Below are 25,810 nucleotides of genomic sequence, written 5' to 3' on the forward strand. Positions count from 1 at the left end.
GCGCGGCGCCGGTGGCTCAGCCGGGAAGTTCGGTGACGCCGAGGGCGAAGTCCCGGTTCCCCACGCCGTGGCGGGCGAGGCCCATCGTCACCACCCCCGCTCCTTCCAGCCAGTACGCCATTTTCAGGTCGCCGACGTCCAGCGGGCGCAGCCCGAGGCTCTCGATGAACGCCGCCACGCCCGCCTTGGCCTGTGGATCGTCGCCGGCGATGAAGACGGCGGGTCGGCCCTTCTCCATGACGTGGCGGAAGATCGTGTTGAAGGCCTTCACCACGCTGGCGCCGGCGGGGGCCACCTTGGCGGCTTCTTGCGCGATCGAGGTGCCCTCGCCGTGGGCCAGCCCGTTGGCCGCGGAATTGAACGGGTTGCTGATTTCGACGATGACCTTGCCCGCGAGTGCGTCTCCGTAGTGGGCGACGACCGGAACGACGCCGGTGTACAACAAGGCCACGATGACGATGTCCCCGGCTGGGACGGCGCCGAACTCTCCCGTCGTGGCGCTGCCGCCGAGAGCCTTGGCCAGGTCGGCGGCTTTGGACCGATCGCGGCCCATGATCTCGACGGTGTTGCCGCCCGCTACCGCCAGCGCGCCGAGGGTGCGGGCCATGTTGCCGGTGCCGATGATGCTGATGCCGCTCATGAGTTGTCCCATCCTGACTGAGGATCGAAAAGGTTGACCGCGCCGCTCAGATCGCGGCGGTGCCGCCGTCGACGGCCAGTTCCATCCCGTTCACGTAGCTCGAGTCGTCCGAGGCGAGGAACAACGCGACCGTAGCGATCTCCTCGGGGCGGCCCATCTCTCCTCGCGGGATCAGGGACTCGAACTGCCGCTTCGTCGCCTCGTCGAACAACTCCTCCTGCTTCGCCGTGGCGACCTGACCGGGCATCAGCACATTCACCCGGATCCGCCTGTCCTTCAACTCGGACAGCCACACGCGGGCGTAGGCCTGCAGCACGGCTTTGCTCGCCGCATACACACTCCACTCGGGATAGCCCTTGACCGACGCGTTCGACCCGGTCATGAAGATCGAGCCGCCGTCGTTGAACAACGGCAGCGCCTTCTGCACCGTGAACAGCGTGCCGCGCGCGTTGAGCCCGAAGGCGGCATCGAAGTGCTCCTCGGTGATCTCGCCGAGCCTGCGCTGCTCGCCCGTCCCGGCACTGGCCCACAACACGTCGATCACGCCCTTTTCCTGCTTGACGGTGTCGAACAAACGGTCCAGATCCGCCAGGTCGGCCGCATCGCCCCGCACGCCGGTCACGTTCCGCCCGATCAGCTTGACGGCGTCGTCCAGCGCTTCCTGCCGCCGGCCCGAGAGGAAAACATGCGCTCCTTCGTCGACGAACAGCTTGGCGCCGGCCAGTGCCATGCCACTTGTTCCGCCCGTGATCACCGCGACCTTGCCATCGAGCTTTCCCACGATCACTCCATCCGATTATGTATACCAACCTGTGTGCTTAACGTATCCGGCGATCGGCCGGAACGCAAGCTATGTACACCGGGCGTTACCCAATGGGGCTATGCTTGCGGTATGACGGAGTTGGAGAAGGGCCCCCAAGGCCTGCGCCGCGGCAGGGGCGCGCGCGAGCGGATCCTCAGCGCGTCACAACAACTGTTCCGCGAGCAAGGCATCAACCAGACCGGCATGGATCAGCTCTGCGCGCTGGCCCAGGTGTCGAAGCGCACCGCCTACCAGCACTTCGCCGGCAAGGACGAACTTGTCGCCGAATACCTGCGCCGATTCGATCCCGACGTCATGCCGGGAGTGTTCGACCGCGCCGACGTCACGCCTCGCGAACGACTCCTCGCGGCCTTCGACCTGCCTACGACCGCGACACCGGACGAGATCACGCCACTGTGCCCCTTCATCGCGGCGTCCGTCGAAATCCCCGACCCGCACCACCCCGCACGCCAACGCGCGCACGACTACAAAAAAGCCGTCGCCGCACGGCTCGCGGAAACCGCACGCGAAGCCGGCGCCACCAACCCCGAACAGCTCGGCGAACAACTGGCGCTGCTCCTCGATGGCGCCTCGGCTCGCAACCGAGCCCTCAACACCGAAACCTTCCCGACCGCCGCCGCCATCGCCGCCGTCCTCATCGACAATGCCATTCCCACACCAGCTGCCATTCCCACACCAGCTCGGCGGTGAGGGCGTGGCTCCGGCGACGGTCGTTCACCAGGGCAGCGGTCCGGACTCGTCGAAGTAGCCCCCGCTCGGGCCGTCGTCGGGCAGCGTCGCGTAGATGATCACGGTCCGGGCCGCCTGCTCCGCCGTCCGTGCGCCGTCGTGGTGTGTCATGGCGGTGTTCGTGTAGCCGGGATCGACCGCGTTGACCTTGATCGGCGTCGAGGCCAGTTCGTTGGCGAACTGCACCGTCATCGAGTTGACCGCGGCCTTCGACGTGTTGTAGCTCAACATGCACTTCTGCGCGTGCGTGGACCCTGCGACGCCGGCCAGCGTCATCGAGGCCAGCCCGCTGGAGAGGTTGACCAGCCGCCCGGCGTCCGACCGGCGCAGCAGCGGGAGCATCGCAAGGGTGACCGCCATCGTGCCGAAGACGTTCGTGGCATACGTCCGGCGCACGACGTCGAGCGACGCCTGACTGGGCGGCGCCGGATGGAACTCGTATTTGACGCCGGCGTTGTTCACCAGGATGTCGAGCCTGCCGAAGGTTTCGTCCAGGTGCGCCGCGGCGCGCGCCACGGAGGCGTCGTCGGTGGTGTCGATCTGTACCAGATGCGCGTCCGCACCGCCGTTTCGTAGCTCCCGCACGGCTTTCTCGCCTCGCTCGGCGTCGCGGGCGCCGGCCACGACCGTGATGCCGAGCTTGCCGAGGCCGCGCGCGATTTCCAGGCCGATTCCCTTGTTGGCCCCGGTGACGAGTGCGATGCGGTTCAACGGCCACTCCCTCGGTCCGCCCCCGCCATGCACGGTGGCACCAGGGAGATCGCGGGCGCAAGATCCCGGCGCGTTCGACAGTTCGCCGAAATGCTGGCGGCCATAGCGTCGAACTTGTGACGACAGACAGCGTGCCGACAGATGCCACCGTGCCGCCGCGCGGTCTCGCGGACGTCCTCGGCTCCTACCTTCTTCCGGGCGCGGCACACGATCCGCGCGCGGGACTGGACGAGGCGGTCGCGGCCGAGCGGATGGGGCTCGGGGCGGTGTGGATCGGCGAGCGCTACGACACGAAGGACCTTCCCTCGCTCGCCTCGGCCGTCGGACAGGTCACCGGCCACGTCCGGATCGGCGCCGCCATCACGCATCCCTACCTCCGGCACCCGATGGTGCTGGCCTCGATGGGGCAGACCCTGCAGTCACTCACCGGCGAGCGTTTCCGGCTCGGGTTCGGCAGATCGGCGATGTGGCGCTGGCGGGCTTACGGCGCGCCCGCGCCCACCCTGCGGTCGCTCGGGGACCTCGCCGACATCCTGCACCGGCTGTGGTCCGGCGAGACGGTCGCCTACGACGGGCCGCTGGGCGGTTTCCCACGGTTGCGGCTGCCGGTCGTCCTCGATCTCGCCCCGCCGCCGTTGCTGCTCGCCGCGGTCGGCCCGAAGACGATCGCACTGGCCGGCCGCGCCTTCGACGGCGTGATCCTGCATCCGCTGCTCACCCCGGAAGCCGTTGAGCGGTCGGCGAAACTCCTGCGTGACTCGGCGGAAAAAAGCGGGCGCGATCCGGACAGCGTCCGCTGCATCGCCACCGTGCTGGTCGCCCCTGGCGTCAGCAAGGCGGACGAGGACGAGGCCATCCGGGCGCGGAGCGCGGGGTACCTGTCGGTGGACGGGCTGGGCGACGCCATCGCCGCGGCCAATCACTGGAGCGCGGACGACCTGGCGCGCTACCGCAACCAGCAGGCGCTCGTCGAGCTGGACGGGCTGCCCGCCGACAAACAGTTGAGCCGCAAGCAACTCGTGGAGCTGTGCGCGGGAATGCCCGCGGACTGGCTGCCCTCCGGCGCCATCGCGGGAGAGGTAGCCGGCAGCGCCCGGCGGCTCGCCGGGTATCGGCAGGCGGGCGCGGACGAGATCATCCTGCACGGGGTCGTGGGCGCCAAGCTCGGCCCGCTGATGCGGCACATCCAGCGAGTGGGGGCGTGACGATGCGGACCTCGGGCACGCTCGACGCCGACCGGCTCGCGCAATGGCTGGCCGAACGTGTCTCACAGGACGAGGGCGAACCGGCCGGCCCCGTCACCGTGGAGAACCTGCGGCGGGCCGGGGTCGGCCAGTCGAGTGAGACTCTGCTGTTCACCGCGTCGTGGAAGCGCGGTGGCGGCGCCTTCGTCCTGCGGGTGCAGCCTGAGCCCGACGGGATCTTCCTCGCACCGGACGCGGTGCGCGAATTCCGTGTCCTGCAAGGACTCGGCCGGTATCCGAAGGTGCCCGTGCCGCGGGTGCGATGGGTGGAACCGGATCCGGCCCTGCTGGGTGCGCCGTTCTTCGTCATGGAGCAGATGCGCGGCTCGGTGCCGGCGGGCAAACCGTCGATCCACGTGGTCGGCTGGCTGCCGACCTTGGACGCCGGGCGGCGGCGACGGCTCGCCGCGTCGGCGATCGACTCCCTCGCCGGGCTGCACGCGGTGGATTGGCGGCGGACACACGATTTCCTGCGCCGCGACGGAGACTCGGAACCCGATCTGGCCGCGCACCTGGCCCACACCGAGCGGTGGCATCGCTGGGCGGCGAAGGGGCGGAAGTTCGACATCATCGACACGGCGTTGACCTATGTGCTGGACCGCGCCGATTCGGTGCACGCGGGTGAGCCCGTTCTGCTGTGGGGGGATGCGCGGCTCGGCAACACGATGTTCGACGAGCAGACGCTCGCCGTCAGCGCTCTGCTCGACTGGGAGACCGCCTCGCTCGGGCCGCGCGGGATCGACCTCGCCCACTGGTTGATCTTCGACGAATTCGCGACGACGGCTGTCGGCATCGATCCGTTGCCGGGCTATCCCGGTCACGACACCATCGTCGAGTGGTACCAACGGAGTTCCGGTGTCACGGTGGCGGATCTGGACTATTTCGAGATCCTGGAATGCCTCTTCATCGCCATCACCCTCATCCGGCAGGCGGATGCCGCTGTCCGGAGTGGACGGATCGAGCCCGGCACCCGGATGGCGCATGACAACACGATGACGCAGATGCTCGCCCGGCGGCTCGGCCTCCCGGTCCCGGACCTCTCGCCCGACTACCTGAAACACCGCCGCCCGCCCACCCCCTGACACCCGCGCACCCGGCCCGCCCGCCGTTAGAAGACGGCGAGGGGGTTGACGGCGGAGCTGGTCGAGCCGGTGACGGCCAGGGGAGCGACCGTGAAGAAGAAGGACCACCGGTGCTGCGCCGCGCAATGGGCGGCCAGGCGTTCGAAGTCGGCGTTGTCGATCAGCGGCATCCCCATCGCGACCAGGCCGACGGCATGGATCGGCGACCGGATGCCGGGGTACGGCGACGGCCTGACGTCCTGCGCCGTGTCGGCGCCGCAGAGCGAGATCTGCCATTCGTGGAACAGCGGCAGACAGGAGGCGTCCCACCCGGCGCTGCCGGTTTCCGGCGGGTCGGCGCCCAGCTCGGCTCGTTTGCGGCCGTAACCCGTGCGCAGGAGCAGGGCGTCGCCCGCCCGTACCTCGACCTCCTGCTCGGCGAGAATGGCGCGCACCTCCGGCCCGGTCACGCCGTCCCCGGGCTCCAGCCACCGGACACCCCGGTGCCGCGGCACGTCGACGAGCACGCCGCGCGTCACGATCCCGTCCTGGTAGTTCTCGATGCCGTGGTGGCCCGCGCCCTGGTGCGCGTTCACCCGCTCGGCCGGGACGCCGTTGTACATGTGGTGGTCCCAGAACGCGTGCGAGAGGCCGTCGAGGTGGGTGATCCGGTAGCCGTGCGCGGCATAGCCGAGATACTCCGATGCCGCCGCCAGCCGTCCGTCCGGGGCGAAGCCCGGCGGCGGGACCCGCGCGGGATCGCGCAGGCCCTCGCCCGAACGCAGCATGAAACGGTGTGGTGGCGCCGCCCCCGGCACGTCCTCGGCCGTCGTGCCTGTCTCGATAGGACGTCCACAGGAGATCGGCACGCCCGAGGTGATCAACCGCGCAGCGTCGGCGCGGACCGCCGCCGTGATGTGGTTGATCGTCCCGAGCTGGTCGTTTTCTCCCCACCTGCCCCAATTGCTGAACCGTTCGAAGTAGTGCAGCACGTCCTCTTCGGACGGAGGTGACTTCTCCATGTGGTCAGGCGATCCCGTTCAGGGGCTGGGCCATGTCGTAGGACTTGGTCAGGGTGAACGTGCCGGCGCCCGCGTCGTACTTGACCAGGAAGACCGAGCCCATGCACGCGGACGGCGCGTTCGCGAACAGGTGCTGGCCACACGTGAAGGTGGTGTCACCGGCGAGGAACAGCGGGACCTGCTTCGCGGTCTGCAGCGTCTTCTTCACCGAAGCGGCGTCGAGGGAAGCCGGGTCGGTCGTCGTTTCGAGGGCGTTGTACAGGTCCATGATCGAGGCGAAGCCGAGCGGCGCGAAGTTCTTGGTTTCCGCGCCCGGCTGGTACGCCTTCATCGCCGCCCGGTAGAGCTGGGTGTCCTTGTTGGTCGCCACCGCCGAGGTGTCCGCGGTCAGGATGATCGTCTTGTCGGACACGCTGCTGGGCACGGTGGTGAGCGAGCCGCTGCACGGGGTGGACATGAACAGCGGGTGGGTGTCGGCCAGGGACTGCCGGGCCTTCAGCGCGGCCGCGCATTGCCCGGTGCTGGTGACCACCTCGATGGCGTCGACCTTCTTGGCGAGCAGCGAACTGTAGGCGGGTGTCAGATCGCCTGTGGTGACCGGGACCGGCACGGTGGTCAGGTTGATTCCCTCGCGGGCCGCGAACTTCGACACCACCGAGTCGACGGCGTTGGTGAGCGACGTGACGTTCGTGTAGATCACGCCGACGTTCTTGAAGCCCTGTTCCTTGGCGTAGGCGATCGGGCCCGCGAGCAGCGGCGCGTTGCCTGCCGTCAGCACGAAGGTGTTCGGGTCGGTGAGCGCGGCGGGGTCACCGGTGTTGAGGTTGATGAACGGGATGTTCGCGCCCGCCAGGATCGGCACCGCCGCGGCGCTGGCGGTGTCGGTGCCGTTGACCACGACGTCGGGCTTCGCGTCAACGGCCCTGTTGGCGCAGTTGGTGACGCTGTCCGGCGTACCGAGCGACGCGCAGTGGATCAGTTGGAAGGGCCGGCCCTTGACACCGCCGAGGTTCTTGTTGATGTAGTCCACCGCGGCCTCCGCGGCCTGGTAGCTCTCGGGCGAGCTGGCCGCGGCGGACGCGCCTTCTTCGTTGAAATAAAAGACTTGCAGCGGTTTGCCGCTCGCCGGCGCCGACGGTGTGGGAAGCGCGATCACCGGGCCCGGGTCGGTGTTCGAAGAGGACACCCCGGTCGTGCTGCCGCAAGCGGCGAGGAGAACGGCCAGGCAGGCGACGGGGAGTGCGAGAGCACGGCGTTTCACGGCGGAAACCTCCTGGTCAGGCGTCATTGCCAGCGGCAGACTTCAGTGCCGGCCTTGGGTTACCGCGGATGTTAGGTCCGGTGGCATGTCGGCCCCGTGTCGAAGTTGCGCCGCGAGCCGGGCGTGGTACGCCTCGACGTTGCGCAGCTTGATTTCCTCGAACCCGCGCACCAATCCGGGCAGTTCGGCGATTTCGCGGGCGCGGTCCACTGTGGCCGGACCGAGATCACCGAGCAGGGACTCGATGACGGCCCGGTACTCGGTGACGAGCGCCCGCTCGACCCGCCTGACGCGCGTGAAGCCGAACGGGTCCAGCGGGCTGCCGCGCAGAATCCGCATGGCGTAAAGGAACCGGAACACCCACCGGAACCACGGGCCGAACGTGATCTTGCCGGACATGCCCAGCGCTCGCAGTATCGGCGGATGCAACCGGAACGACGGACGGCCTGCACTGCCGAACTGTGCCGTGATCTGCTCGGTGAGCGCGGGATCAAGGCTCAACCGCGCCACTTCGTACTCGTCCTTGTACGCCATCAGCTTGTACAGGTTGCGGGCGACCGCCGTGGTCAGCTCGGTGCTGCCGGGGACCGCCGCGGCCTCGGCCTGCCGCGTGCGCTCGACGAAATCGGCATACTTGCTCGCGTATTTCGCGTTCTGGTAGGCGGTCAGTTCGGGAATCCGGATCCCGACGACGCGGGCCAGTTCGGTGCCCTCGGCCGGTTCGGGCCGGACGGTGGGCGCTGCCGGCGTCATGGCGCGCCTGCCGTGCTCGAACGCCAGCAGGTTCGCGTCGACGGCCGCTCCGTTCAGGCGGATCGCCTCGGTGATGGCGCCGAGCGTCAGCGGAAGCGCGCCCACCTGGAACGCCGCGCCGACCGTGATCATGTTGGCGTACTGCTCGTCGCCCAGCAGGTCACGCGCCATCGTCCTGGCGTCGAGAAGGTGGAGCGCGCGAGTCCGCCCGGCTACGGCGGCGGTGATCGTGTCGCGCGGCGGAAAGGAAACGCCGGTGTCGACGACCATGTGCCCGGTCGGCACCTCCGCAGTGGACAGGACCGCGGTGGTCCTGGCGGGTGAGGCGACGCGCAGCACCTGGGCGTCGCCCGCGACGAGAGAATCGCAGCCGAGGTACAGATCGCATTCGCCGCGCATCAGTTTCGCTCCGCGCTCCTCGGGACCGGGCGTGATCGTGAGGTCGGAGAGAACCGCCCCGCCCTTCTGGGCCAGGCCGGTCTGATCGAGCGACCGCACGGACTTGCCGTCGAGGAACGCCGCGGTGCCCAGCACCTGGGCGATCGTGATGACCCCGGTGCCGCCCACGCCGGCGATCCGCATCGTGAACCTGTCGGCGGCCGGTGCGGGAACAGGGTCGGGCAGCGGGCCCCCGGCCGGCGCGATGGCAGGGCGACCGGCCGGAACGACGGTGACGAACGACGGGCAATCGCCTTCCAGACAGGAAAAGTCGAGGTTGCACGACGACTGGTTGATCCGCGTCTTACGCCCGAATTCGGTCGGGACCGGCTCCACGGACAGGCAGTTGGACTTCCGGCCGCAATCGCCGCAGCCTTCACAGACCCGCTCGTTGATCACGACCCGCTGGGGTGGCGTGTCGAGCTTCCGGCGGCGGCGCTTGCGGCGTTTCTCCGCGGCGCACTCCTGGTCGTGCACCAGCACCGTGACGCCGGGGACCGCGGCCAGTTCGCGCTGCACGTCGACAAGCTGGTCCCGGCCGCGCACGTCGACATGGCGGCCGAGTCGCCGTCGCAGCCGCCGGGGCTGGTCGGTCGTGATCACGACGCGGGCCACGCCTTCGGCGTTCAGCAGGTCGACCAGCCGGCCCAGCGGCAGCTCACCGACCGCGGTCTGGCCGCCGGTCATCGCGACCGTCGAATTGTGCAGGAGCTTGAAGGTGATGTTCACCCCGGCGGCGACGGCGGCGCGCACCGACAGGCTGCCGGAGTGCGTGAACGTGCCGTCACCGATGTTCTGCACGAAATGCTGTTCGGTGACGAAGGGGGCCATCCCGATCCACTGCGCACCTTCGCCGCCCATCTGGCTGAGCCCGGTCACCTTGCCGACCTGCTGCTCGGGCATGAACAACGCCATCGCGTGGCAGCCGATGCCGCCGCCGACCAGCGTTCCGTCCGCGACCTTCGTGGAGGAGTTGTGCGGGCATCCGGAACAGAAATACGGCGTGCGGGTGACCAGCGGCAGCATGGTCCGTTCCGCCGGCCGGGCGGCGCGCTCCCGCAGCCATCGCTCGACAGGGCCGGCCTCGCGCAACCGGTCGGCGAGCCCGGCGGTGATGCTGTCGGGGTCGAGCTCGCCGACCATGCCGAACAAGGGCGCGCCGTCCGCTCGCCGCTTGCCGAACACCGGGGGAGCGTCCGGTACCCCGTACAGGACGGCCTTGAGGGCGTCCTCCAGGAACGGGCGTTTATCTTCCACCACAACGATTTCGTGCAGACCACGGGCGAACTCGCGGACGATCGAGGGTTCCACCGGATAGACCGCACCGAGCTTCAGCAACCGGATGCCGTGCCGGCTCAGGTCCGCCTCGGTCAGGCCAAGCGTGGTGAGCGCCTGTCGCACGTCGAGGTAGGTTTTCCCGGCCGCGACGACACCGATGCGAGCGTCGCCGCCGATGATGCGATTCAAGCCGCTGCGGCGCACGTACTCGACGGCCAGCGGGAAGCGCACCAGGTGCTGGCTCCGCTCCAGCTCGGCCAGCGGCCCGGCGAGCAGCCGCGCGCTCGGAACATGCGCGTACGCCGCCAAGTCCGTCATCGCGGGCGCTTGCCAGGTCGGACGGACCCTGGCGGTGGCGGAGCCGTCCGCGACGTTCGTCGCGATCTTCATGGCGGTCCACAGCCCGCAGGCACGGGACAGCTCGATCGCATGCCGGCCGTATTCGAGGATCTCGCCGGGATCCGCCGGATAGAGCGTGGGCACGCCGAGGTCGGCCAGCGCCGCCTCGGAGGCGGACGGCACGCTGGAGGACTTGGCGGACGGGTCGTCGCCCACCAAGGCCACGACACCGCCGGTGCCTGAAGTGCCGATCAGGTTCGCGTGGCGGATCGCGTCGGATGCGCGGTCGAGGCCCGGTGCCTTGCCGTACCAGATGCCGGTCACGCCGGCGTACTTCGCGGTGGCCACCTGCCCGGCCAGCTGGGTACCGGAAACGGCCGTCGCCGCCAGTTCCTCGTTGAGCCCTGGTTGATGGTGAATCCGGTGCTGCCGCAGCAAATCCTGTCGCCGCCCCAGTTCGAGGTCGTACCCGGCCAGCGGAGAGCCTTCGTACCCGGAGACGTAGGTCGCGATGTCCCTGTTCAGGCGGTGATCGGTGCGCGCCCGGTCCACGAGCATGCGGACCAGCGCCTGGATGCCCGACAGGTAGACGAGACCGTCCTCGACGCGGTAGCGGTCCTCCAGCGTGAAGTCGACGGGTGCTGCGGTCATGGTCGAAGTCTCCTTGGCCAGAAATATCTCGATCGACTGTGCCGTGCGGTCACGATATTTGTGCACCGGATCGAGCCGTGCCTAGAGTTGGCCGAAAAGATGGGCCAATGGCCCACTTCGACAGCTGGCCGACCGCGAACGGGGAACCGCTTGCCCATGTCGCTGGACAGACTTGACCTGGCCTTGCTTCGCCTGCTGGTGAAGCAGCCGCGCGTCGGTATGCGCGAGTATGCGCGGCTGCTCGGCATCGCCCGCGGCACGGTCCAAGCGCGCGTCCAACGGCTGGAGGATTCCGGTGTGGTGACCGGTTATGCGGCCGCGATCAGCACGAAGGCGCTCGGCTTCAGCGTGCTGGCCTTCGTGCACCTGCATCTGGCGCAGGGCAGCCTCGACGCGGTGACGGCGGAGCTCACCCGCGTGCCCGAGGTGCTGGAGGCACATTCGATCACCGGCGAGGGCGACCTGCTGTGCCGCGTGGCAGCGCGCGACAACAGCCATCTGGAGCACGTCGTGCAGGTCATCGTCGGGTTGCCGGGCGTCGTCCGGACCCGCACCGAGATCGCGCTCAACGAGCGGGTGCCGCCCCGCGTGCTACCGCTGCTGGACGGCGACTTCAGCGGGTGACGTCGATGACCACGCGGCCGCGGATCTCTCCGGCGAGGATGGCGTCGGCCAGTGCGGGCAGGTTCGACATCGGTTCCACCGTGGTGATGGCCGAAAGGACGGCCGGCTTCAGGTCGCGGGCGAGCCGGTTCCACGCGGCTTGCCGCTTCTCGCGCGGGGCCTGCACGGAGTCCACACCGAGCAGCGCGACACCGCGCAGGATGTGCGGCAGGACAGTCGCGCCGGGCAGGTCGTTTCCACCCGCCAGGCCGCATGCCGCCACCGCCGAGCCGTAGCGCGCCTGCGAAAGGACGTTCACCAGCGTCTGCCCGCCGACCGTGTCGATGGCCGCGCCCCAGCGTTCCTTCTGCAGCGGCCTTCCCGGTTCGAGCAGCTCCGCGCGATCGACGATCATCGACGCGCCGAGCCCGGTCAGGTAGGCGTGCGCCGAGGGCCGGCCGGTGGAGGCGGCGACCGGATGCCCGAGCGCGGACAGCAGTGCGACCGCGACCGAGCCAACACCGCCCGCCGCGCCCGTGACCAGCACCGGCCCGTCGGCGGGCATGCCCCAGGCCGCCAGCGCGTCCACGCACAACGCCGAGGTGTAGCCCGCGGTGCCGATCGCCATGGCCTGTTCGGTGCTGAACTCGTCCGGGACGCGGATCAGCCAGTCGCTGTCCACCCGCTGGTAGCGCGTGTAGCCGCCCGGGTTGGTTTCCGAGAGCCCCCAGCCGTTGACGACCACCCGGGTGCCCGGCCGCCAGGCGGGGTCCTCGCTCTCCACGACGGTGCCTGCCAGGTCCGCGCCGGCGATCAGCGGCGGCTTCCGTGCGATCCTCTGCCGCCCGGACACGGCGAGCCCGTCCTTGTAGTTCAGCGAGGAGTACTCGACCTCGACCAGTGTGTTGTGGCCGGGCAGGTCGCCGAGGCCGAGCTCGGCGAAGCTCGCCTTCGGCTTGCCGTCGACGTCGTCGATCACGACGGCCGTGAACGTGTCGGTCATCAGGAAATCTCCAGCAGGTCGCGTGCGGAAAGGAAATCGCGGGTGGTCGTGCTCGCTTCGGTCAGCAGCTCGGGCGTGCCCGCGTAGTAGTGGTTGGCGCCCTTGATCACGACGTAGTCCTTGTCCTTGCTCGTGGCCGCGGCGTACACCTCGCGCATGTGCGAGGGCGGTGCGCCGTCGTCGCCGCTGTTCTCGATCGCGAGGAAGGGCACCGAAATGTTCGCGGCGCACACGGCCGCGTCGGCTCGACTGTCCTCAATGGACCATTGCGACAGCCAGGAGCGGAGCGTGCAGAAACGCGCGAAGCCCACCGGGCCCGAGTTCACCGTCTCCGGATCGCCGGACAGGCACCACTGCGGCCGCCGGTCGTTCGGGTCGACGGCCGGATCGATGTACCGCGGGTCGGCCATCGTGCGATGCACGACGAACCCGCGCTCCATCTCCTTGCCGCCGCGTTCGCGCTGGATCGCCAGCAACTCCTTGACACCGCGGGTGATGCGGTCCATCCGGTCCCGTTGCGCGGCCCGGTATCCGGCGAGGAAGTCGTCGGTATAGGGCGGGGTCACGGGGTTCGCCGGGTCGTAGAGGTCCAAGCGCGGGTCGCGGTCGTCGGGGTTGGTCTCGTCGCGTACCGACGGATCGAGCGCTTCGAGCAGGAGCCGGGCCCGGGAAACGCTGCCGGCCTGGAAAACCACCGCGTCCGCGGGAATCAGCCCGGCGTGCACCACGTCCACCGGGTCGCCGTTGGGTGTGTCGGTGATCGTCGGATGCTCGGCCTGCGACTGGTAGAACAGCGCCAGCGGGCCGCCGCCGCTCCAGCCCACGATGACGATCTTCTCGTACCCCAGTACCTCCCGCGCGTGCCGCATCCACGCCCCGATGTCCAGCAGGACCTTTTCGAAGATCAGCACGGAGTCGTTGCGGTAGTAGCGATTCCTCGCGCACAGCACGTGACAGCCGAGTGCGACGAGGCTGCGCGGCACGGGCAGCACGTCCATCGAGGTGACCGGGTGCATGAAGAAGAACAGCGTCTTCGACGGGCGCCCCGGCGGCCGCATCAGCAGCGCCTCGACGTGCACGCGGCCCTGGCTGCCGCTGAACCCGTATATTTCGTTGAAAGATCTTTGTTCCGGGTAGTCGAGCGGAATCCACTCGACGTCCATCTCGCCGGTCATCCATTCCCCTCTGCTGCGCCGCGGACCACGTCCACGAGCGATCGGGCGTCCTCGGGCAGGCTGTCGCCGCGCCACGCCACCATCCCGTCCGGCCGCACGAGCACGAGCCGCCGTTCGTACAGCTTCGCGATCTCCGGCTGCTGGATGTCGATCACGGAAAGCGGCAGGCCCGCCTCTTCAGCGGCGCGGACGAACGGTCCGGTGTCCGGGGCGTCGGCTCCGAACCGCAAGAGCGTGAAGGCATCGCCGAACAGGTCGAGGATCGAACGGCCTTCGGCCAGCCAGGCGTGGGGCGCCCGGTGCCCGGGCCGCGCCGTCGGCACGTACTCGGAGGCGTCATCGGGCGTCGGGGGAGTGCCGTCCGGGACGACGATCGGCGAGGAGTCGTAGCGGTAACCCATGCCGACGCCGAGCGAATGCCATTCCTGGCGCAGCATCGCGCTCATCCGCGCGCCGATCGCCTGGCGCTGCTCTTCGCCGAGCGGGGAGTCCTCGAGCACGTGTTCGCGTCCGCCGGACTGCACCCACACGCCGTAGTTCCTGGTCGAGCTGGCGCTGTTGCGGATCGCGACCGGCCGGCGCTCGGCGTGGTACGCGTCGAGCAGTCCGGCCCCGCCCCACCCGCGCAGCAGCGCGGCGAGCATCCAGCCGAGGTCGCTGACGTCGCCGAGGCCGGTGTTCAAACCGTGCCCACCGGTCGGCGACGTCGTGTGCGCGGCGTCCCCGGCGAGCAGCACCCGCCCCTTGCGGAATCGGTCGGCCGCGAACTGGCTGCGCCGCCACGGCAGGACCCGCACGATCTCGAAGGGCACGTCGTCGCGGCCCAGCGCCCGGCGCACGAGCGCGTCCATGTCGAGTTGTTCCGGCGAAAGCCGTTCCTCGGAGCCCACCATGGTCAGCCGGTAGAGCGCGCGGCCGTCGACGGCGGTGAGGTTGGCCCAGGTCCCTTCCGTCCCGACGAACATGTAGCGCTCCCCGCGGCCCAGCGGGTGATAGTCCTCGAGGTGCTCGATCCGGATCATCGCGCTGACCGAATAGTCGAGCTGCTTGCCCTCGAAGGGGATTTCCGCCGCGCGCCGGACCGCGCTCGCGGCACCGTCGCACCCGACAAGGTGCCGCGCCCGCACGGTGAAGGGGACTGAACCGTGGCGCCGCAGTGTCACGGTGACCCCGGCGTAGTCCTCGGTGAAGGACTCGAACTCCGTTCCGTACAGCACGTTCGTGTGCCCTGCCCGCTCGACCGCGCCGGCGACCAGCGGATCGAACAGGTGCTGGGGACATTTGCGCAGCATCTCCGGCGTCTGGACCGGAGGTACGCGCTCCTTCGTCGACGGCAGCGGGTCGCGACCGAGCACGAAACCGTTCAGCGAGGTGCAGTAGACGACATCACGGGGATGATCGTCGGGGAAGCCCACGTTGATGATCTCGTCGGCGATGCCCAGCCAGCGGCAGTACTCCATGGTGCGCTCGTTGAGCGTGCCCGCTTTCGCCAGTACTTCGAGGGCGGTGCCGGCGTCGCGCTCCGCGAGGGTGCTGCGGATGCCCCGTCTGGCGAGGTCGAGCGCGAGCGTGAAGCCCACGGGACCGCCGCCCACGATCAGGACCGGGGTCTCCACGGCGCCGCTCACTGGCCGGTCCCGCGCAGCCAGGAGCCGGTGAACTGCGAGTCGCGCGCCTTTTTCAGCCCCGCGACGCCCTCCTCGCGCACGATGTCCTCGAAACGGCGGCCGTCCGGCGCCGTGGCGAGCTTCGCGGTGGCTTTGGTCGTCACGTCGTACGCCCGCCCGGCGAGTCGTCCGGCCTGCCGCCCCATGGCATCGGTGACCGCGTCGACCCCCGCCTTGTTCAGGACTGCCGCCTCCCTCGGCACCGCTGCTATCCGGCGCGCCAGCGCCGTCACCCTCGCCTCGAGTTCGGCGGCTGGGATGACCGTGAGCACCAGACCGATCCTTTCCGCGAGCGGCGCGTCGATGAGTTCGCCGGTCAGGATCAGGAACTTCGCCCACGCCCCGCCGATGATCGGGACCAGGTCGGTGGCGCCGGGATGCCCGATCCGTCCCTCGATCAGACCGAACCGCGCGTCATCGCCCGCCACGACCAGATCGCATTGGGCGACCAGCCCCATGCCGGCGCCGAGGCACAGCCCGTTCACCCCGGCGACGATGGGCTTGCGCACCTGCCGCACCGCCGCGCAGAACTCGTCGACCTGCTGGACGAACCGGAACTCGTCGTAAGCCGTCTCGGTGGGCTCGGCGCCGGTGAGATCGCCGCCGGCGCAGAACGCCCGGCCCTCCGCGGTGAGGAGTAGGCAACCGACCGAGTCGTCCTTGTCCGCGGTCGCCATCGCGTCGGCGATTTCGTCGCGGCTCGACCCGGGGCCCACTCCCAGAGTGTTCATGCGCTCGGGCCGGGCGAGCCGGATGTGCGCGACTCCGCCGTCGATCCCCAGTGTGATGTGGCTGTACATGCATCCCTCCGCGACGTGATCGTGGCACGGCGGCCATGCCGGTGAAACGCCACGGCGCAACCGACATGTTGGCGACACGTTCCGCACCGGAGAGTCAGCGGCGATGTTCAGCCCCACCGCACAGAGAGGTGCGCCGGATGAGACGGACAGGGCTTACGGCGGGTGTCGCCGCCACGATGCTCGCGGTCGTAGCGTGTGGGAGCGGCGGCGGGACATCGTCCTCGGGGGCGGGAACGGACGTGCCCACGGTGGCGCTCGGGACGCCCGCCAAACCGGCGAGCGGTGACCCGATCAAGATCTTCTTCTTCAACGAGGAGGGCGCCTCCGCGGCGGCGAGCTCACCGGAAAGCTTCCAGGCGGCCGAAGCCGCGGTCGACTACGTCAACAAGAACCTCGGCGGCGTGCAGGGCCGCCCCCTGGCCCTGACGCACTGCGCGACGCTCGGCACGCCGGACAGCGTGACGAACTGCGCGAACCGCGCTGTCGACGCGAAGCCCGACGTCGTGGTGAAGGGCGTCGAGGTGAACAGCGCTTCCGCGGTACCGATCATCACGAGCGCGGGCATCCCTTACCTCACCCAGAACGCGGGCGCACCGGCCGAACAGGCGACATCGGGCGCTTTCGTGCTCTCGTCCGGTTTCGCGGCGCTGTTGTCGCCGGTGATTCCCTACGCCAAAGCCAAGGGCTACAAGAACATCGGTGTCGTCTACACGAACGTCACCTCGCTGGCGACCGCGCTCGACGGCACCGTGCGCAAGCTCGCCGAGAAGGAAGGAGTCGGCTACACGTCGGTGCCGGTGGGGATCACCACCGCCGACATGACGCCCGCCTACAGTTCGTTGCTGGCAAAGAAGGTCGACGCGATCTACGTCGTGACGTCGCTGCCTCAGTGCGCGTCGGCGTTCAAGGCGCGGGCCTCGCTTTCGGACAAGACCCCGTTGTTCACGGCGAGTGGCTGCAACGATCCCACGGCCATCACGACCGTCACCCCGACCGCCACCGACGGAATGATCGTTTCGCTGCCCGACACCTCGTCGGTGCCGACGGATCCGGACACGAAGATCTACCGGTCGGCGATGAAGCAGTACCAGCCGGCGGCCAACATCGGTTCGTTCGCGCCGTCCGGCTTCGCGACGATCATGAACCTGTACCGGGCGATGTCCACGGTGTCCGATCCGTCGAGCCTCAACGCGAAGTCGATCACCGCGACCTTGCGGGGTGTCAAGAACACTCCGTTGTTCATGGGTGGTGGCAAGACCTTCAGCTGCGACGGTTCGGCGTTCCCCAAATCGCCGTCGATCTGCACCGGTGCTTCCTTCCTCACGCGCTATTCCCAGGGCAGCTACCAGCTCGTCGACTCCTACGACACGTCCGCTTTGCTCACCGGCATCTCCTGACCGCCCGCCCGGGCGGGGCATGGCGAATAAAGATTGCACTGTTTAAGATCAGGCTGGGCTTGGTCCGACGGTTGGCAAGGAGAACCAATGAAGCGACTCCTCGCACCCGGCCCCGCCGGGACACGGGAATCCGGTGGACACCCGGTGAGCTCCGCGACGCCGGCCGGTGTCGCGGACGCCGAACAGGAGACCGGGCGTCGCGGCACCGCGTTGTTGTTCCGGGAGACGTCCGCGGGCCCGGTGGACCACGCCCGCCGGATCACCGACGGCGGGTGGGAATGCGTGGTCGCGCACGATGTCGAACGGGCCCGCTGGCTCGCGTCGGTGCGCAACTTCGGGTTGATCGTGCTCGCCGGCGAAACCCTGCGGTGGAGCCGGGACGCGCTGAACACCATCCGCCCGCTCACCGTGTCGCCGGTCCTCGCCCTCTCGCCCGACCTCGACGAAGCGCAGGCACCGTTGCTGCGCCTCGGTGCGGACATGGTTGTCGACTCGGCGTGCCGCGCGGAGCTGTTCCGGTCCGCGGTCCAGGCGCTGGTGCGCCGCGCGGTGGCGAACGAGCCCGTGCTGCGTTACCTGGAGGCACAAGGGCTCCGGATCGACCTGTGGGGCCGTCGCACCACTTTGGACGGTGCGGACGTCAGCCTGACACCCACCGAGTTCGACATCTTGCGATTGCTGATGGCGCAGGCGCAGATCGCGGTGAAGCACCACGAGATCATCAAGGCGGTGTGGAGCTGGAAGTACACCGACGAGCGGAACGCGTTGCGGCTGCAGATCAACCGCCTGCGGAGCAAACTGGCCGACGCGTCCGGCAGGCCGCGGTTCATCCGGTCGGTCCGCGGCGTCGGGTACGTGTTCGACAAACCGGTGGCCGAGTTCGCCGACGACCGCGACACGGCCAAGAGCAGCCCGGTCCGTGAGTCGGTGAACCTGCTGCTCGAAGGCAGGTTGCGGAGCCTGACGAAATCGCTGATCGAATGCCGCAGCCGTCAGCAGGCGTGTGCCGTTCTGGTGGAGACGGTGGTCGCCGAGGGGATGTGCGACGGTGCGGCCGTCTTCGCGCGGCGGCCGGGCCTGGACATCCTGGATCTGGTCGCGCAGGCCGGTATGCCGGCCACCTGGCAACTGGCTGTGGCCGGCGGTCTTCCGCTCGCGGACCAGTTCCTGGCCACCGACACGTTCAAGACGCGGGAGATCCACCACTACGTCGACATCTCCAAGCTCGCCCGCCGGTACCGGCCGACCGTGCGCCTGTTGCGCGCCGCGCGGCTACCGGCCCAGCTCTCCATCCCGCTGATCGACGAGCACGGAGCGTGGGGACAGCTCGGTTTCGCGCGGCGTTCGGACAGCCCGTTCACGACCCCGCAGTGCATGGTGCTGGAGGCCGCCGGCGCGGTCCTCGGCGCGCTTTTCGCCGACCAGGAGCGAAGGGCCGCCGTTTCCTGAACCGGCCGGCGGCCGCCGACGAGGACAGGGCGGTTGATGAACTTCACCGATATCGCGTACCACAAGGGCGACGGCGTCGCGGAGATCCGGTTGAACCGGCCGGATTCGCGGAACCCGATCTCCGCCAACCCGGGCGGAACCCGCGACCAGATCGTCGCCGCGCTGATCGACGCCGAAGGCGACAGCTCGGTGGGTGCGGTCCTCGTTTCCGGTGCGGGCAGTTGTTTTTCGGCGGGCGGCGACCTGGCAGGCAACGCGCGGCGGGAGACCGCGGTCGAACACTTCCGGTTCCGGGAGGACGCCGACGAGTTCTACCGCCGCATCCGCATCTCGCCGCTGCCGTTGGTGGCGGCCGTCCACGGTTATTGTCTTGGCGCGGGGCTTATCCTCGCGGCGAGCTGTGACCTCGTCCTCGCGGCCGGGTCGGCGCGTCTCGGGATGCCCGAGGGCCGGATCGGGATGCCGGGAGCCAGCCATCTGGTGGAACTCGTCGGCCGGCAGTGGGCGAAGTTCCTGATGCTCACCGGAGAATTGATCGACGGCCGGCGAGCCTGCGAAATCGGTCTCGCCACCGTCACGGTCGCCGATGACGATCTCGGCGCGCGATCCGCGGACCTCGCGGCGAGGTTGGCGCGTATGCCACGCGACGCCGTGATGCTCAACAAACGCGCCATCGACGCGGTCGCCGACGCCGCGGGCACGGCAGCCGGGCGGCTCGCCGGGCACGCCCACGACGTCGTGACACTGGAGATGAGCAACCGCGCGACCGCCCCGGACGGCCGCAGTTTCCGCGAAATCCGCGACGCCGAAGGTGTCGCCGGCCTCAAGGCCGCGCGCAGTGCCCAGTACGAGCAACCTTGGCTCAGGCCATAGGAAAACGGTCCGCCGGATCGACATCACGACGACAGGTTCGGCTCCCTACGCTGGCGGTGAGCGGTTTCCAGCCGGAAAGGTGAACCCATGGACACGGCGATGTCGAGCGAAGCTTCCGCGACGGGCGCGTTGGCGGCAGCGCCACCGCAGATGCTCAGTCACTTGGCCTATGTGACGCCGGACGCGGAAGCGACGGTCGATTTCTACACGCGCGTGATGGGCATGGAGTTCGTGCTCGCGGTGATGGACGACAAGGTGCCCTCGACGGGCGAACCGTTCCCGTACTTCCACATTTTCTTCCGGCTCGGCGACGGTTCCACCATCGCGTTCTTCGAGGCGCCCGGCCTGCCGTCACGCCCGCCGGCGACCCACCCGGCGTATGAGGTCTTCGACCACCTCGCGCTGCAGGTCGACTCGACCGAGAAGGTGGACGCCTGGGCGGAAAAACTCAGGGGTCTGGGGATCGACGTGCTGGGCCCGATCGACCACCACATCATCTACAGCATCTATTTCCATGACCCCGTCAACGATCTCCGGCTGGAGATCACCACGCCGCTGACCGCCGACTGGAACGACCAGGCCGATGCCGCGAGCCGTTCGCTCGGCGAGTGGGCCGCGGCCAAGCGGCGCGCCAGGGAGTCCGGTGGCGACACGACCGAGGAACTGGTGCGGGCGATCAAGGATCGGGTGCGGCGGGCGCAACCGGCAACCGAGGTTCTCTGAAGGGATGGAACGGCTATGAGTGACCCGGGACTCGCGCTCGCACCGCGGAACGTGCGGCCGGGCGACGCCGATGCGCCGGCCCGTCTCAGCCATCTCGCGCTCGTCACGCACGACGCGGCGGCGACGACAGAGTTCTACACGACGAAGATGCGGATGCAGCTCGTCATGGCCGTGATGCACGAACAGGTGCCTTCCACCGGCGAGCGGATGCCTTACCTGCACATCTTTTTCCGGATGCAGGACGGATCGACCATCGCCTTCTTCGAGGCGCCCGGCCTGCCGCCTGCCGCGCCCGTCACGCATCCCGCGTACGACATTTTCAACCACATCGCGCTCGAAGTGCCGACACGGGACCAGGTCGACGAGTGGCACCGCTGGTTGAAGGACCATGGCGTCGACGTGCTCGGCCCGGTGGACCACACCATCATCTACAGCATCTACTTCTACGACCCGAACGGCATCCGCCTGGAGATCACCACCCCGCTGGTGGCCGACTGGAACGACCGGCCGAAGCAGGCCAGGGCGGCGGTCGACGCGTGGCTCGCGACCAAGGAGGAAGCCCTGCGTTCCGGCGACGACCCGTCCGAGGCACTGCACCGGCTCATCGCCGCCGCCGAGCCGTCGACCTTCGACTGAGCCCGGCGATGCTGTACGAGCTGAGGCGCTACGAGGCGTTCGGGCACAACAAAACCGCGCTGTACAACAGGTTCGCCGAGCACACGTCGCGGATTTTCGACCGGCACGGATTCCGGCAGGTCGGCTACTTCGAAACGGTCATCGGCGACGGGCCTGACCTCACGTATCTGCTCGGCTGGGACGACCTCGCGCAACGGCAGTCGGCCTGGGATGGCTTCCATGCCGACCCCGAATGGCGTGAAGTCAGCGCGAGCACCACCCGGGAGCACGGGCTGCTGGTCGCCAAGACACACAGCAGCATCCTCCGCCCGCTGCCGTTCTCGCCGCTCCAGTGACCGCGGCTGCCGTCACCGGCAGCCGCGGACGTGGTCGAGGAGGGCGGGCACGTCCGCGGGCAGGCTGTCGTCGCGCCAGGCGACGTGGCCGTCCGGGCGGACGAGGACCAGGGTGCGTTCGTACAGTGCGACGGCGGCGGGGTCCTCGATCGACTCGACCCTCAGCGGCAGACCACTGACGGCCGCCGCCGCGGTGAACCGGTCGGCGCTGGGAGCGTGTTTTCCCAGGCGCAGCAAGGTGAACCACGGGCCGAAGAGGTCGATCGTCGAGCGGCCGTCCGGGAGCCAGGCGTGGGGCGCGCGGTGTCCCGGCCGGGCGGTCGGGAAGTATTCGACAACGTCGTCCGCGGGCTCGGGCGTGCCATCGGCCACGATGACGGGGGAGTGTTCGTAGCGGTAACCGAGACCGATGCCCTCCCCATGCCATTCCGGGTACAGGGCCTCGGACAGGCGCCGCACGATCGAGCCACGCGTCGCGTCGCCGTCGGGGCCTTCGTCGAGCACGCCGGAGAAATCGATGTCGGCGCTGATCCATCCCTCGTAGTTGCGCGTGGACGCCTCGGCGTTGCGAATCCCGACGGGCCGCCGTTCCGCGTCGTAGGCGTCGAGCAGGCCGGGCCCACCCCAGCCCCGCAACTGGGCCGCGAGCACCCAGCCCAGCCCGAACACGTCGCCCAGCCCGGTATTGAGGCCGTGCCCACCGGTGTTCGACATCGTGTGCGCGGCGTCGCCGGCCAGCAGGACGCGGCCTTGACGGTAGGTGCGCGCGGAACACTGGCTGCGCCGCCAGGGAAGCGCGCGCAGCAGCTCATAAGGGATGTCCGATCGGCCGAACGCTTCGTCGATCCTGTGCCGCAGGTCGAGGCGGTCGGGCGCGATCCGTTCCTCGGAGCCGAAAACGGTGAACCGCCACAGGTCGCCGTAGTCGACCGAGGTCAGGTTGGCCCAGTTGCCGTGCGCGCCCACGAAGAGGTACCGTGTCGCGTTGCCGACGTCGTGATAGGTGTGCAGGGCGCGGACGCGGATCATCGCGCTGACGGAGAAGTCGAGGGTGCGGCCGTCGAACGGAATGCCCAGTTCGCCGCGGATTCCGCTCGCCGCGCCGTCGCAGCCGACGACGTAGTCAGCGCGGATCTGCTCGGTGCGCTCGCCGCGCACCAGTTCGACCGTGACGCCGTCGTCGTCCTGTGCGACATGACGCGCCTCGACCCCGTATCGCAGGTCGGTGAACCCGGTGGCCGCCACTCGCCCGGCGAGCAGCGGGTCGAAGATGTGCTGCGGGCATTTCCGGAGTATTTCCGGACTCTGCGCGGCTTTCCGGTCCCGTGCGCCGGCCACCTTCTCGCGGCCCAGCACATAACCGTTGGCCAGCGACGTCACGTAACAGGTGTCCCGCGGGAAGTCGGCGTCGGCGCCCCAGTTGGCGACGGCGTCGGCGATACCCCATCGCCGGCAGAACTCCAGCGATCGCGGGTTCAGCGTGCCCGCCTTCGCGAGCAGTTCGCTTTCGGCGCCGTCACGGCGTTCCACGAGCGTGCTCCGCACCCCGTACTGGGCGAGATCGAGGGCGAGCGCGAGACCGACCGGGCCGCCGCCGACGATCAGGACCGGCGTGTGGGCCGGCCCTAGGCGGTCCACGACTGGCCCGCGGTCGCGACCTTCTGGGCTTCGGCCTCGGAATAGCCGATCTCCTCCAGCACCTCGGCCGTGTGCTCGCCGCGGTGCGGCGCCGGCCGGCGTAGCTGAGGCGGCGTCTTCGACCAGTTGGCCGGCCCGCGAACGGTGAGTAGCGTGCCTTCGGTCGGGTGTTCGGTGCGCTCGAAGAAACCCGTCGCGTTGAGGTGCGGATCGTCGAAGATCGACTCGAGCGTGTGCAGCGGTGTCGCCGGCACGTCGGCGTCGGTCAGCAGCCGCAGCCATTCCGCGGTGGTCCTGCTCGGCATGATCTCGCGCACGAACGCGTAGGTCTCCTCGGCGTGGACCGTTCTCGCGCGCAGGTCCTTGAAACGCTCGTCTTCTTCGAGCAGGTCGGGCCGGCCGACGAGCTTGCCGAACGACCGCCAGTGCGTGTCGGTGTAGATGATCGCGCAGACGTAGCCGTCGCTGGTCTTGTACGGCCGCCGTTCGGGGGTCAGCGTCCGCGGGTAGCCGGCGGGCCCGTTCGGCGGTTCGAACGCGCGGCCGCCCATGTGATCGCCCAGCACGAACTGGGCCATCGACTCGAACATCGGCACTTCGATGTGCTGCGACTCGCCGGTCTGCGCGCGGTGGAACAGCGCCGCCAGCATCGCGGACGCCGCGAACAGCCCGACCGCGCGGTCGTTGAACGCCACCGGAACGTAGTGCGGCTCGGGGGAACCGGTGCGCATCAGCAGCGACGGCACGGCCGTCAGCCCCTGGATCAGGTCCTCGTACACGGGACGGCCGGTGTAGGGGCCGCCTTTGCCGAAGCCGACCAGGCTCACCGTGATCAGCTTCGGGTTGAGCTCGGCGAGGTCTTCCGGCGACAACCCGAGCCGCGCCATGGCGTTGGGCCGGATGCTGTAGACGAACACGTCCGCCGTCTTGAGCAGTTCGTGCATCGCCCGCAGGTGCTCCTGCTGTTTGAGGTCGAGCACCACGCTGCGCTTGTTGCGGTTGAGCTGCAGGTAGGCGCAGCCCATGTCCGAGCTGTTCATCGGCGGCACGTGCCGCGTCGTGTCACCGGAGGGCGACTCGACCTTGATCACGTCCGCGCCGTGATCACCCAGCAGCTGCGTCGAAGAAGGCCCCATCACGGTCGATGTCATGTCGACAACCCGAACGCCTGCCAGAGCTCCGGTCATTGATCTCTTTCTCCGTTCCGCTAGCGCGCGCCCTTCAGTGCTCTCCCGAAACCTACGCGCGGTCCGATGTCGGTTGGGTGTCGTTCACCGCCGCCCGCGAAACGGAAATTCGATGGCATGAAACCGACAGATACGCCGGTCTAACCTCGGCCGAGGCGCCCGGCGACGACGCGGTTTCCGGGCGACGAGAAGCGGAAAGGACACGCGGATGCCACTGCCCGCCGGACTGGAACGCGACCTGCTGGAAATCCCTGTCCCGGCATCGGGACGTGTGGACGTCTTCTCCGGTGTCGCGCGGCTCTCGGGTGCCATCTGGGCTTCCGAGGTGCGCCCGGCCGGGAAACGCCCGGACACGGCTGTGCTCATCGTCCACCCGACGGCGAACTTCCTCGGCCACTATTCCCTGCCCGCGCTCGCGAGCCTCGGCGTTGCCGCTGTGGGGATGTGCACCCGTTACGTCGGCACGGACTCCAGCCTCAACGTCGAAAACTGCCTGGTGGACATCGGTGCCGCCATCAAGGCGCTCCGGCAGCGCGGGTACGGGCGGGTGGCACTGGTCGGCAACTCCGGCGGTGGCTCGATCGTCCCGTTCTACCAGGCACAGGCCGAAAATCCGACGGTCACCTCGCCGCCGGGGGGCGTCGGGCCGGACCTCACCGCGGCCGAGTTGCCGCCCGCGGACACCATCATCCTGTCGATGGCCCATCCCTCACGGGCACGGGTGTCGATGGAATGGCTCGACCCGGCGATCATCGACGAGACGGCCCCGTTCGTCCGTGACCCGGAACTCGACGCCTTCAACTCCGAAAACGGGCCGCCTTTCTCGGCCGGGTTCGTGACCGCGTACCGGGCGGCCCAGCTCGCCCGCAACCGGCGCATCACCGCCTGGGCGAAGCGGCAGTTGAACAGCCTCACCGCGCCGGGACACTGGCCGGCCGGGCTGGACGATCTGGCTTTCGTCGTGCACGGCACGAGCGCGGATCTACGGTTCCTCGACCCGGACCTGGACGCGAGCGATCGTGCCGTCGGCACCACCCTTTGGGGCCGGCCCGAGATCGCCGGGTACCTTCCTGCCGGGCTGAACCGCTATACCAGCCTGCGTTCGTGGATCAACCAATGGTCCATTGAGGACACCAACGGCGACGCGCTGAAATGGCTTCCCGGCCTGCGCACGCCGACCCTCGTCGTCGGCGGCTCGGCGGACACCGGGTCGCCGCCGGTCGTACTGGAGCAGTTGTACAACGCCATCGAGACCGCGAAACGGGACTACGTGCTGATCGAGGGTGCGACCCACTACTTCGAGGGCCGCCCGGACCTCCTGCGCCAGGCCTGCGAAGCCATCGTCGGCTGGACCGCGAATGCCTAGCCCGAACG

Annotated in this window: 23 protein-coding genes; 11 read left to right on the top strand and 12 right to left on the bottom strand. The window is 69.1% G+C overall.

The features are described 5' to 3' along the window. Positions 1-16 precede the first annotated feature (16 nt). Together VHD82_RS03840 and VHD82_RS03845 are read right to left on the bottom strand one after the other, a co-directional pair. The gene (locus VHD82_RS03840; protein ID WP_325697018.1) at positions 17-640 is read right to left on the bottom strand and encodes an NADPH-dependent F420 reductase; all 624 of its coding nucleotides are present in this window, start codon (positions 638-640) and stop codon (positions 17-19) included. 46 nt (positions 641-686) lie between these two features. Continuing rightward, entirely contained in the window at positions 687-1,421 is a 735-nt protein-coding gene (locus VHD82_RS03845) for an SDR family NAD(P)-dependent oxidoreductase (RefSeq protein ID WP_325697020.1), read from the bottom strand. 111 nt (positions 1,422-1,532) lie between these two features. Here VHD82_RS03845 and VHD82_RS03850 point away from each other — a divergent pair, with 111 nt between their 5' ends. Further along, a complete protein-coding gene (locus VHD82_RS03850) occupies positions 1,533-2,153 on the top strand; it encodes a TetR/AcrR family transcriptional regulator (RefSeq protein ID WP_325697022.1) in 621 nt (206 codons plus the stop codon). Between the two features lie 24 nt (positions 2,154-2,177). Here the strand turns inward: VHD82_RS03850 and VHD82_RS03855 are convergent, their stop codons facing one another. After that, positions 2,178-2,903: an SDR family oxidoreductase gene (locus tag VHD82_RS03855; RefSeq protein WP_325697024.1), complete on the bottom strand. Its 726-nt coding sequence runs from the start codon at positions 2,901-2,903 to the stop codon at positions 2,178-2,180. Positions 2,904-3,019: 116 nt separating this feature from the next. On the opposite strand from VHD82_RS03855, the gene VHD82_RS03860 reads away from it, so the two are divergent. Then, entirely contained in the window at positions 3,020-4,108 is a 1,089-nt protein-coding gene (locus VHD82_RS03860; protein ID WP_325697026.1) for a TIGR03857 family LLM class F420-dependent oxidoreductase, read from the top strand. Positions 4,109-4,110: 2 nt separating this feature from the next. Further along, on the top strand, positions 4,111-5,229 hold the full coding sequence (locus VHD82_RS03865) for a phosphotransferase family protein (RefSeq protein ID WP_325697506.1): 1,119 nt from the start codon (positions 4,111-4,113) through the stop codon (positions 5,227-5,229). A 26-nt stretch (positions 5,230-5,255) separates the two neighbouring features. Here the strand turns inward: VHD82_RS03865 and VHD82_RS03870 are convergent, their stop codons facing one another. The 3 genes from VHD82_RS03870 to VHD82_RS03880 are packed head-to-tail and all read right to left on the bottom strand — an operon-like array spanning position 5,256 to position 10,950. After that, positions 5,256-6,230, bottom strand: coding sequence for a cyclase family protein (locus VHD82_RS03870; RefSeq protein ID WP_325697028.1), 975 nt, complete (start codon positions 6,228-6,230; stop codon positions 5,256-5,258). Positions 6,231-6,234: 4 nt separating this feature from the next. Continuing rightward, entirely contained in the window at positions 6,235-7,491 is a 1,257-nt protein-coding gene (locus VHD82_RS03875; RefSeq protein WP_325697030.1) for an ABC transporter substrate-binding protein, read from the bottom strand. A gap of 42 nt (positions 7,492-7,533) precedes the next feature. Then, a complete protein-coding gene (locus VHD82_RS03880) occupies positions 7,534-10,950 on the bottom strand; it encodes an indolepyruvate ferredoxin oxidoreductase family protein (RefSeq protein WP_325697032.1) in 3,417 nt (1,138 codons plus the stop codon). A 156-nt stretch (positions 10,951-11,106) separates the two neighbouring features. On the opposite strand from VHD82_RS03880, the gene VHD82_RS03885 reads away from it, so the two are divergent. Beyond that, on the top strand, positions 11,107-11,574 hold the full coding sequence (locus tag VHD82_RS03885; protein WP_325697034.1) for an Lrp/AsnC family transcriptional regulator: 468 nt from the start codon (positions 11,107-11,109) through the stop codon (positions 11,572-11,574). Here the strand turns inward: VHD82_RS03885 and VHD82_RS03890 are convergent. From VHD82_RS03890 to VHD82_RS03905, 4 genes are read right to left on the bottom strand one after another with little or no spacing between them, the layout of a single operon-like run. Continuing rightward, entirely contained in the window at positions 11,564-12,556 is a 993-nt protein-coding gene (locus VHD82_RS03890) for an MDR family oxidoreductase (RefSeq protein WP_325697036.1), read from the bottom strand. The genes VHD82_RS03885 and VHD82_RS03890 overlap by 11 nt on opposite strands. Beyond that, on the bottom strand, positions 12,556-13,731 hold the full coding sequence (locus tag VHD82_RS03895; RefSeq protein WP_325697038.1) for a hypothetical protein: 1,176 nt from the start codon (positions 13,729-13,731) through the stop codon (positions 12,556-12,558). The genes VHD82_RS03890 and VHD82_RS03895 overlap by 1 nt, the downstream gene beginning before the upstream one ends. Then, the gene (locus VHD82_RS03900) at positions 13,728-15,359 is read right to left on the bottom strand and encodes an FAD-dependent monooxygenase (protein ID WP_325697040.1); all 1,632 of its coding nucleotides are present in this window, start codon (positions 15,357-15,359) and stop codon (positions 13,728-13,730) included. Before VHD82_RS03900 ends, VHD82_RS03895 begins: the two co-directional genes overlap by 4 nt. Further along, the gene (locus tag VHD82_RS03905) at positions 15,356-16,198 is read right to left on the bottom strand and encodes an enoyl-CoA hydratase/isomerase family protein (protein ID WP_325697043.1); all 843 of its coding nucleotides are present in this window, start codon (positions 16,196-16,198) and stop codon (positions 15,356-15,358) included. Before VHD82_RS03905 ends, VHD82_RS03900 begins: the two co-directional genes overlap by 4 nt. A gap of 239 nt (positions 16,199-16,437) precedes the next feature. Between VHD82_RS03905 and VHD82_RS03910 the strand changes: the two genes are divergently transcribed. The 6 genes from VHD82_RS03910 (at position 16,438) to VHD82_RS03935 (ending at position 21,611) form a co-directional block, all read left to right on the top strand. Continuing rightward, on the top strand, positions 16,438-17,595 hold the full coding sequence (locus VHD82_RS03910) for an ABC transporter substrate-binding protein (protein WP_325697045.1): 1,158 nt from the start codon (positions 16,438-16,440) through the stop codon (positions 17,593-17,595). Between the two features lie 87 nt (positions 17,596-17,682). After that, positions 17,683-19,044 carry a winged helix-turn-helix domain-containing protein gene (locus tag VHD82_RS03915; RefSeq protein WP_325697047.1) on the top strand — a complete coding sequence of 454 codons (1,362 nt, stop codon included), beginning with the start codon at positions 17,683-17,685 and terminating at the stop codon, positions 19,042-19,044. A 36-nt stretch (positions 19,045-19,080) separates the two neighbouring features. Next, positions 19,081-19,917 carry an enoyl-CoA hydratase/isomerase family protein gene (locus VHD82_RS03920; protein ID WP_325697049.1) on the top strand — a complete coding sequence of 279 codons (837 nt, stop codon included), beginning with the start codon at positions 19,081-19,083 and terminating at the stop codon, positions 19,915-19,917. 87 nt (positions 19,918-20,004) lie between these two features. Further along, the gene (locus VHD82_RS03925) at positions 20,005-20,640 is read left to right on the top strand and encodes a VOC family protein (protein ID WP_325697051.1); all 636 of its coding nucleotides are present in this window, start codon (positions 20,005-20,007) and stop codon (positions 20,638-20,640) included. Positions 20,641-20,655: 15 nt separating this feature from the next. After that, complete coding sequence (locus VHD82_RS03930) at positions 20,656-21,276, top strand: VOC family protein (RefSeq protein ID WP_325697053.1); 621 nt, start codon at positions 20,656-20,658, stop codon at positions 21,274-21,276. Between the two features lie 8 nt (positions 21,277-21,284). Beyond that, positions 21,285-21,611 (top strand): NIPSNAP family protein, encoded by a 327-nt coding sequence (locus tag VHD82_RS03935; protein WP_325697055.1) that lies wholly within the window; start codon positions 21,285-21,287, stop codon positions 21,609-21,611. A 12-nt stretch (positions 21,612-21,623) separates the two neighbouring features. Here VHD82_RS03935 and VHD82_RS03940 read toward each other — a convergent pair whose 3' ends face one another. Together VHD82_RS03940 and VHD82_RS03945 are read right to left on the bottom strand one after the other, a co-directional pair. Beyond that, positions 21,624-23,249, bottom strand: a complete 1,626-nt coding sequence (locus VHD82_RS03940) for an FAD-dependent monooxygenase (RefSeq protein ID WP_325697057.1) — start codon at positions 23,247-23,249, stop codon at positions 21,624-21,626. Beyond that, positions 23,237-24,436 (bottom strand): CoA transferase, encoded by a 1,200-nt coding sequence (locus tag VHD82_RS03945; protein WP_325697059.1) that lies wholly within the window; start codon positions 24,434-24,436, stop codon positions 23,237-23,239. The genes VHD82_RS03940 and VHD82_RS03945 overlap by 13 nt, the downstream gene beginning before the upstream one ends. A gap of 208 nt (positions 24,437-24,644) precedes the next feature. Between VHD82_RS03945 and VHD82_RS03950 the strand changes: the two genes are divergently transcribed. Beyond that, complete coding sequence (locus tag VHD82_RS03950; RefSeq protein ID WP_325697061.1) at positions 24,645-25,802, top strand: hypothetical protein; 1,158 nt, start codon at positions 24,645-24,647, stop codon at positions 25,800-25,802. Positions 25,803-25,810 lie beyond the last annotated feature (8 nt).

The organism is Amycolatopsis sp. (genome assembly GCF_035546795.1).
Taxonomy (GTDB): Bacteria; Actinomycetota; Actinomycetes; order Mycobacteriales; family Pseudonocardiaceae; genus Amycolatopsis_E.

Excerpts from the sequence above, each read along its gene's own strand:
- VHD82_RS03920 (WP_325697049.1), top strand. The coding sequence starts at position 19,081 with ATGAACTTCACCGATATCGCGTACCACAAGGGCGACGGCGTCGCGGAG.
- VHD82_RS03895 (WP_325697038.1), bottom strand. The coding sequence starts at position 13,731 with ATGACCGGCGAGATGGACGTCGAGTGGATTCCGCTCGACTACCCGGAA.
- VHD82_RS03915 (WP_325697047.1), top strand. The coding sequence starts at position 17,683 with ATGAAGCGACTCCTCGCACCCGGCCCCGCCGGGACACGGGAATCCGGT.
- VHD82_RS03890 (WP_325697036.1), bottom strand. The coding sequence starts at position 12,556 with ATGACCGACACGTTCACGGCCGTCGTGATCGACGACGTCGACGGCAAG.
- VHD82_RS03885 (WP_325697034.1), top strand. The coding sequence starts at position 11,107 with ATGTCGCTGGACAGACTTGACCTGGCCTTGCTTCGCCTGCTGGTGAAG.
- VHD82_RS03950 (WP_325697061.1), top strand. The coding sequence starts at position 24,645 with ATGCCACTGCCCGCCGGACTGGAACGCGACCTGCTGGAAATCCCTGTC.
- VHD82_RS03925 (WP_325697051.1), top strand. The coding sequence starts at position 20,005 with ATGGACACGGCGATGTCGAGCGAAGCTTCCGCGACGGGCGCGTTGGCG.
- VHD82_RS03935 (WP_325697055.1), top strand. The coding sequence starts at position 21,285 with ATGCTGTACGAGCTGAGGCGCTACGAGGCGTTCGGGCACAACAAAACC.
- VHD82_RS03880 (WP_325697032.1), bottom strand. The coding sequence starts at position 10,950 with ATGACCGCAGCACCCGTCGACTTCACGCTGGAGGACCGCTACCGCGTC.
- VHD82_RS03870 (WP_325697028.1), bottom strand. The coding sequence starts at position 6,230 with ATGGAGAAGTCACCTCCGTCCGAAGAGGACGTGCTGCACTACTTCGAA.
- VHD82_RS03930 (WP_325697053.1), top strand. The coding sequence starts at position 20,656 with ATGAGTGACCCGGGACTCGCGCTCGCACCGCGGAACGTGCGGCCGGGC.
- VHD82_RS03945 (WP_325697059.1), bottom strand. The coding sequence starts at position 24,436 with ATGACCGGAGCTCTGGCAGGCGTTCGGGTTGTCGACATGACATCGACC.
- VHD82_RS03905 (WP_325697043.1), bottom strand. The coding sequence starts at position 16,198 with ATGTACAGCCACATCACACTGGGGATCGACGGCGGAGTCGCGCACATC.
- VHD82_RS03840 (WP_325697018.1), bottom strand. The coding sequence starts at position 640 with ATGAGCGGCATCAGCATCATCGGCACCGGCAACATGGCCCGCACCCTC.
- VHD82_RS03865 (WP_325697506.1), top strand. The coding sequence starts at position 4,111 with ATGCGGACCTCGGGCACGCTCGACGCCGACCGGCTCGCGCAATGGCTG.
- VHD82_RS03850 (WP_325697022.1), top strand. The coding sequence starts at position 1,533 with ATGACGGAGTTGGAGAAGGGCCCCCAAGGCCTGCGCCGCGGCAGGGGC.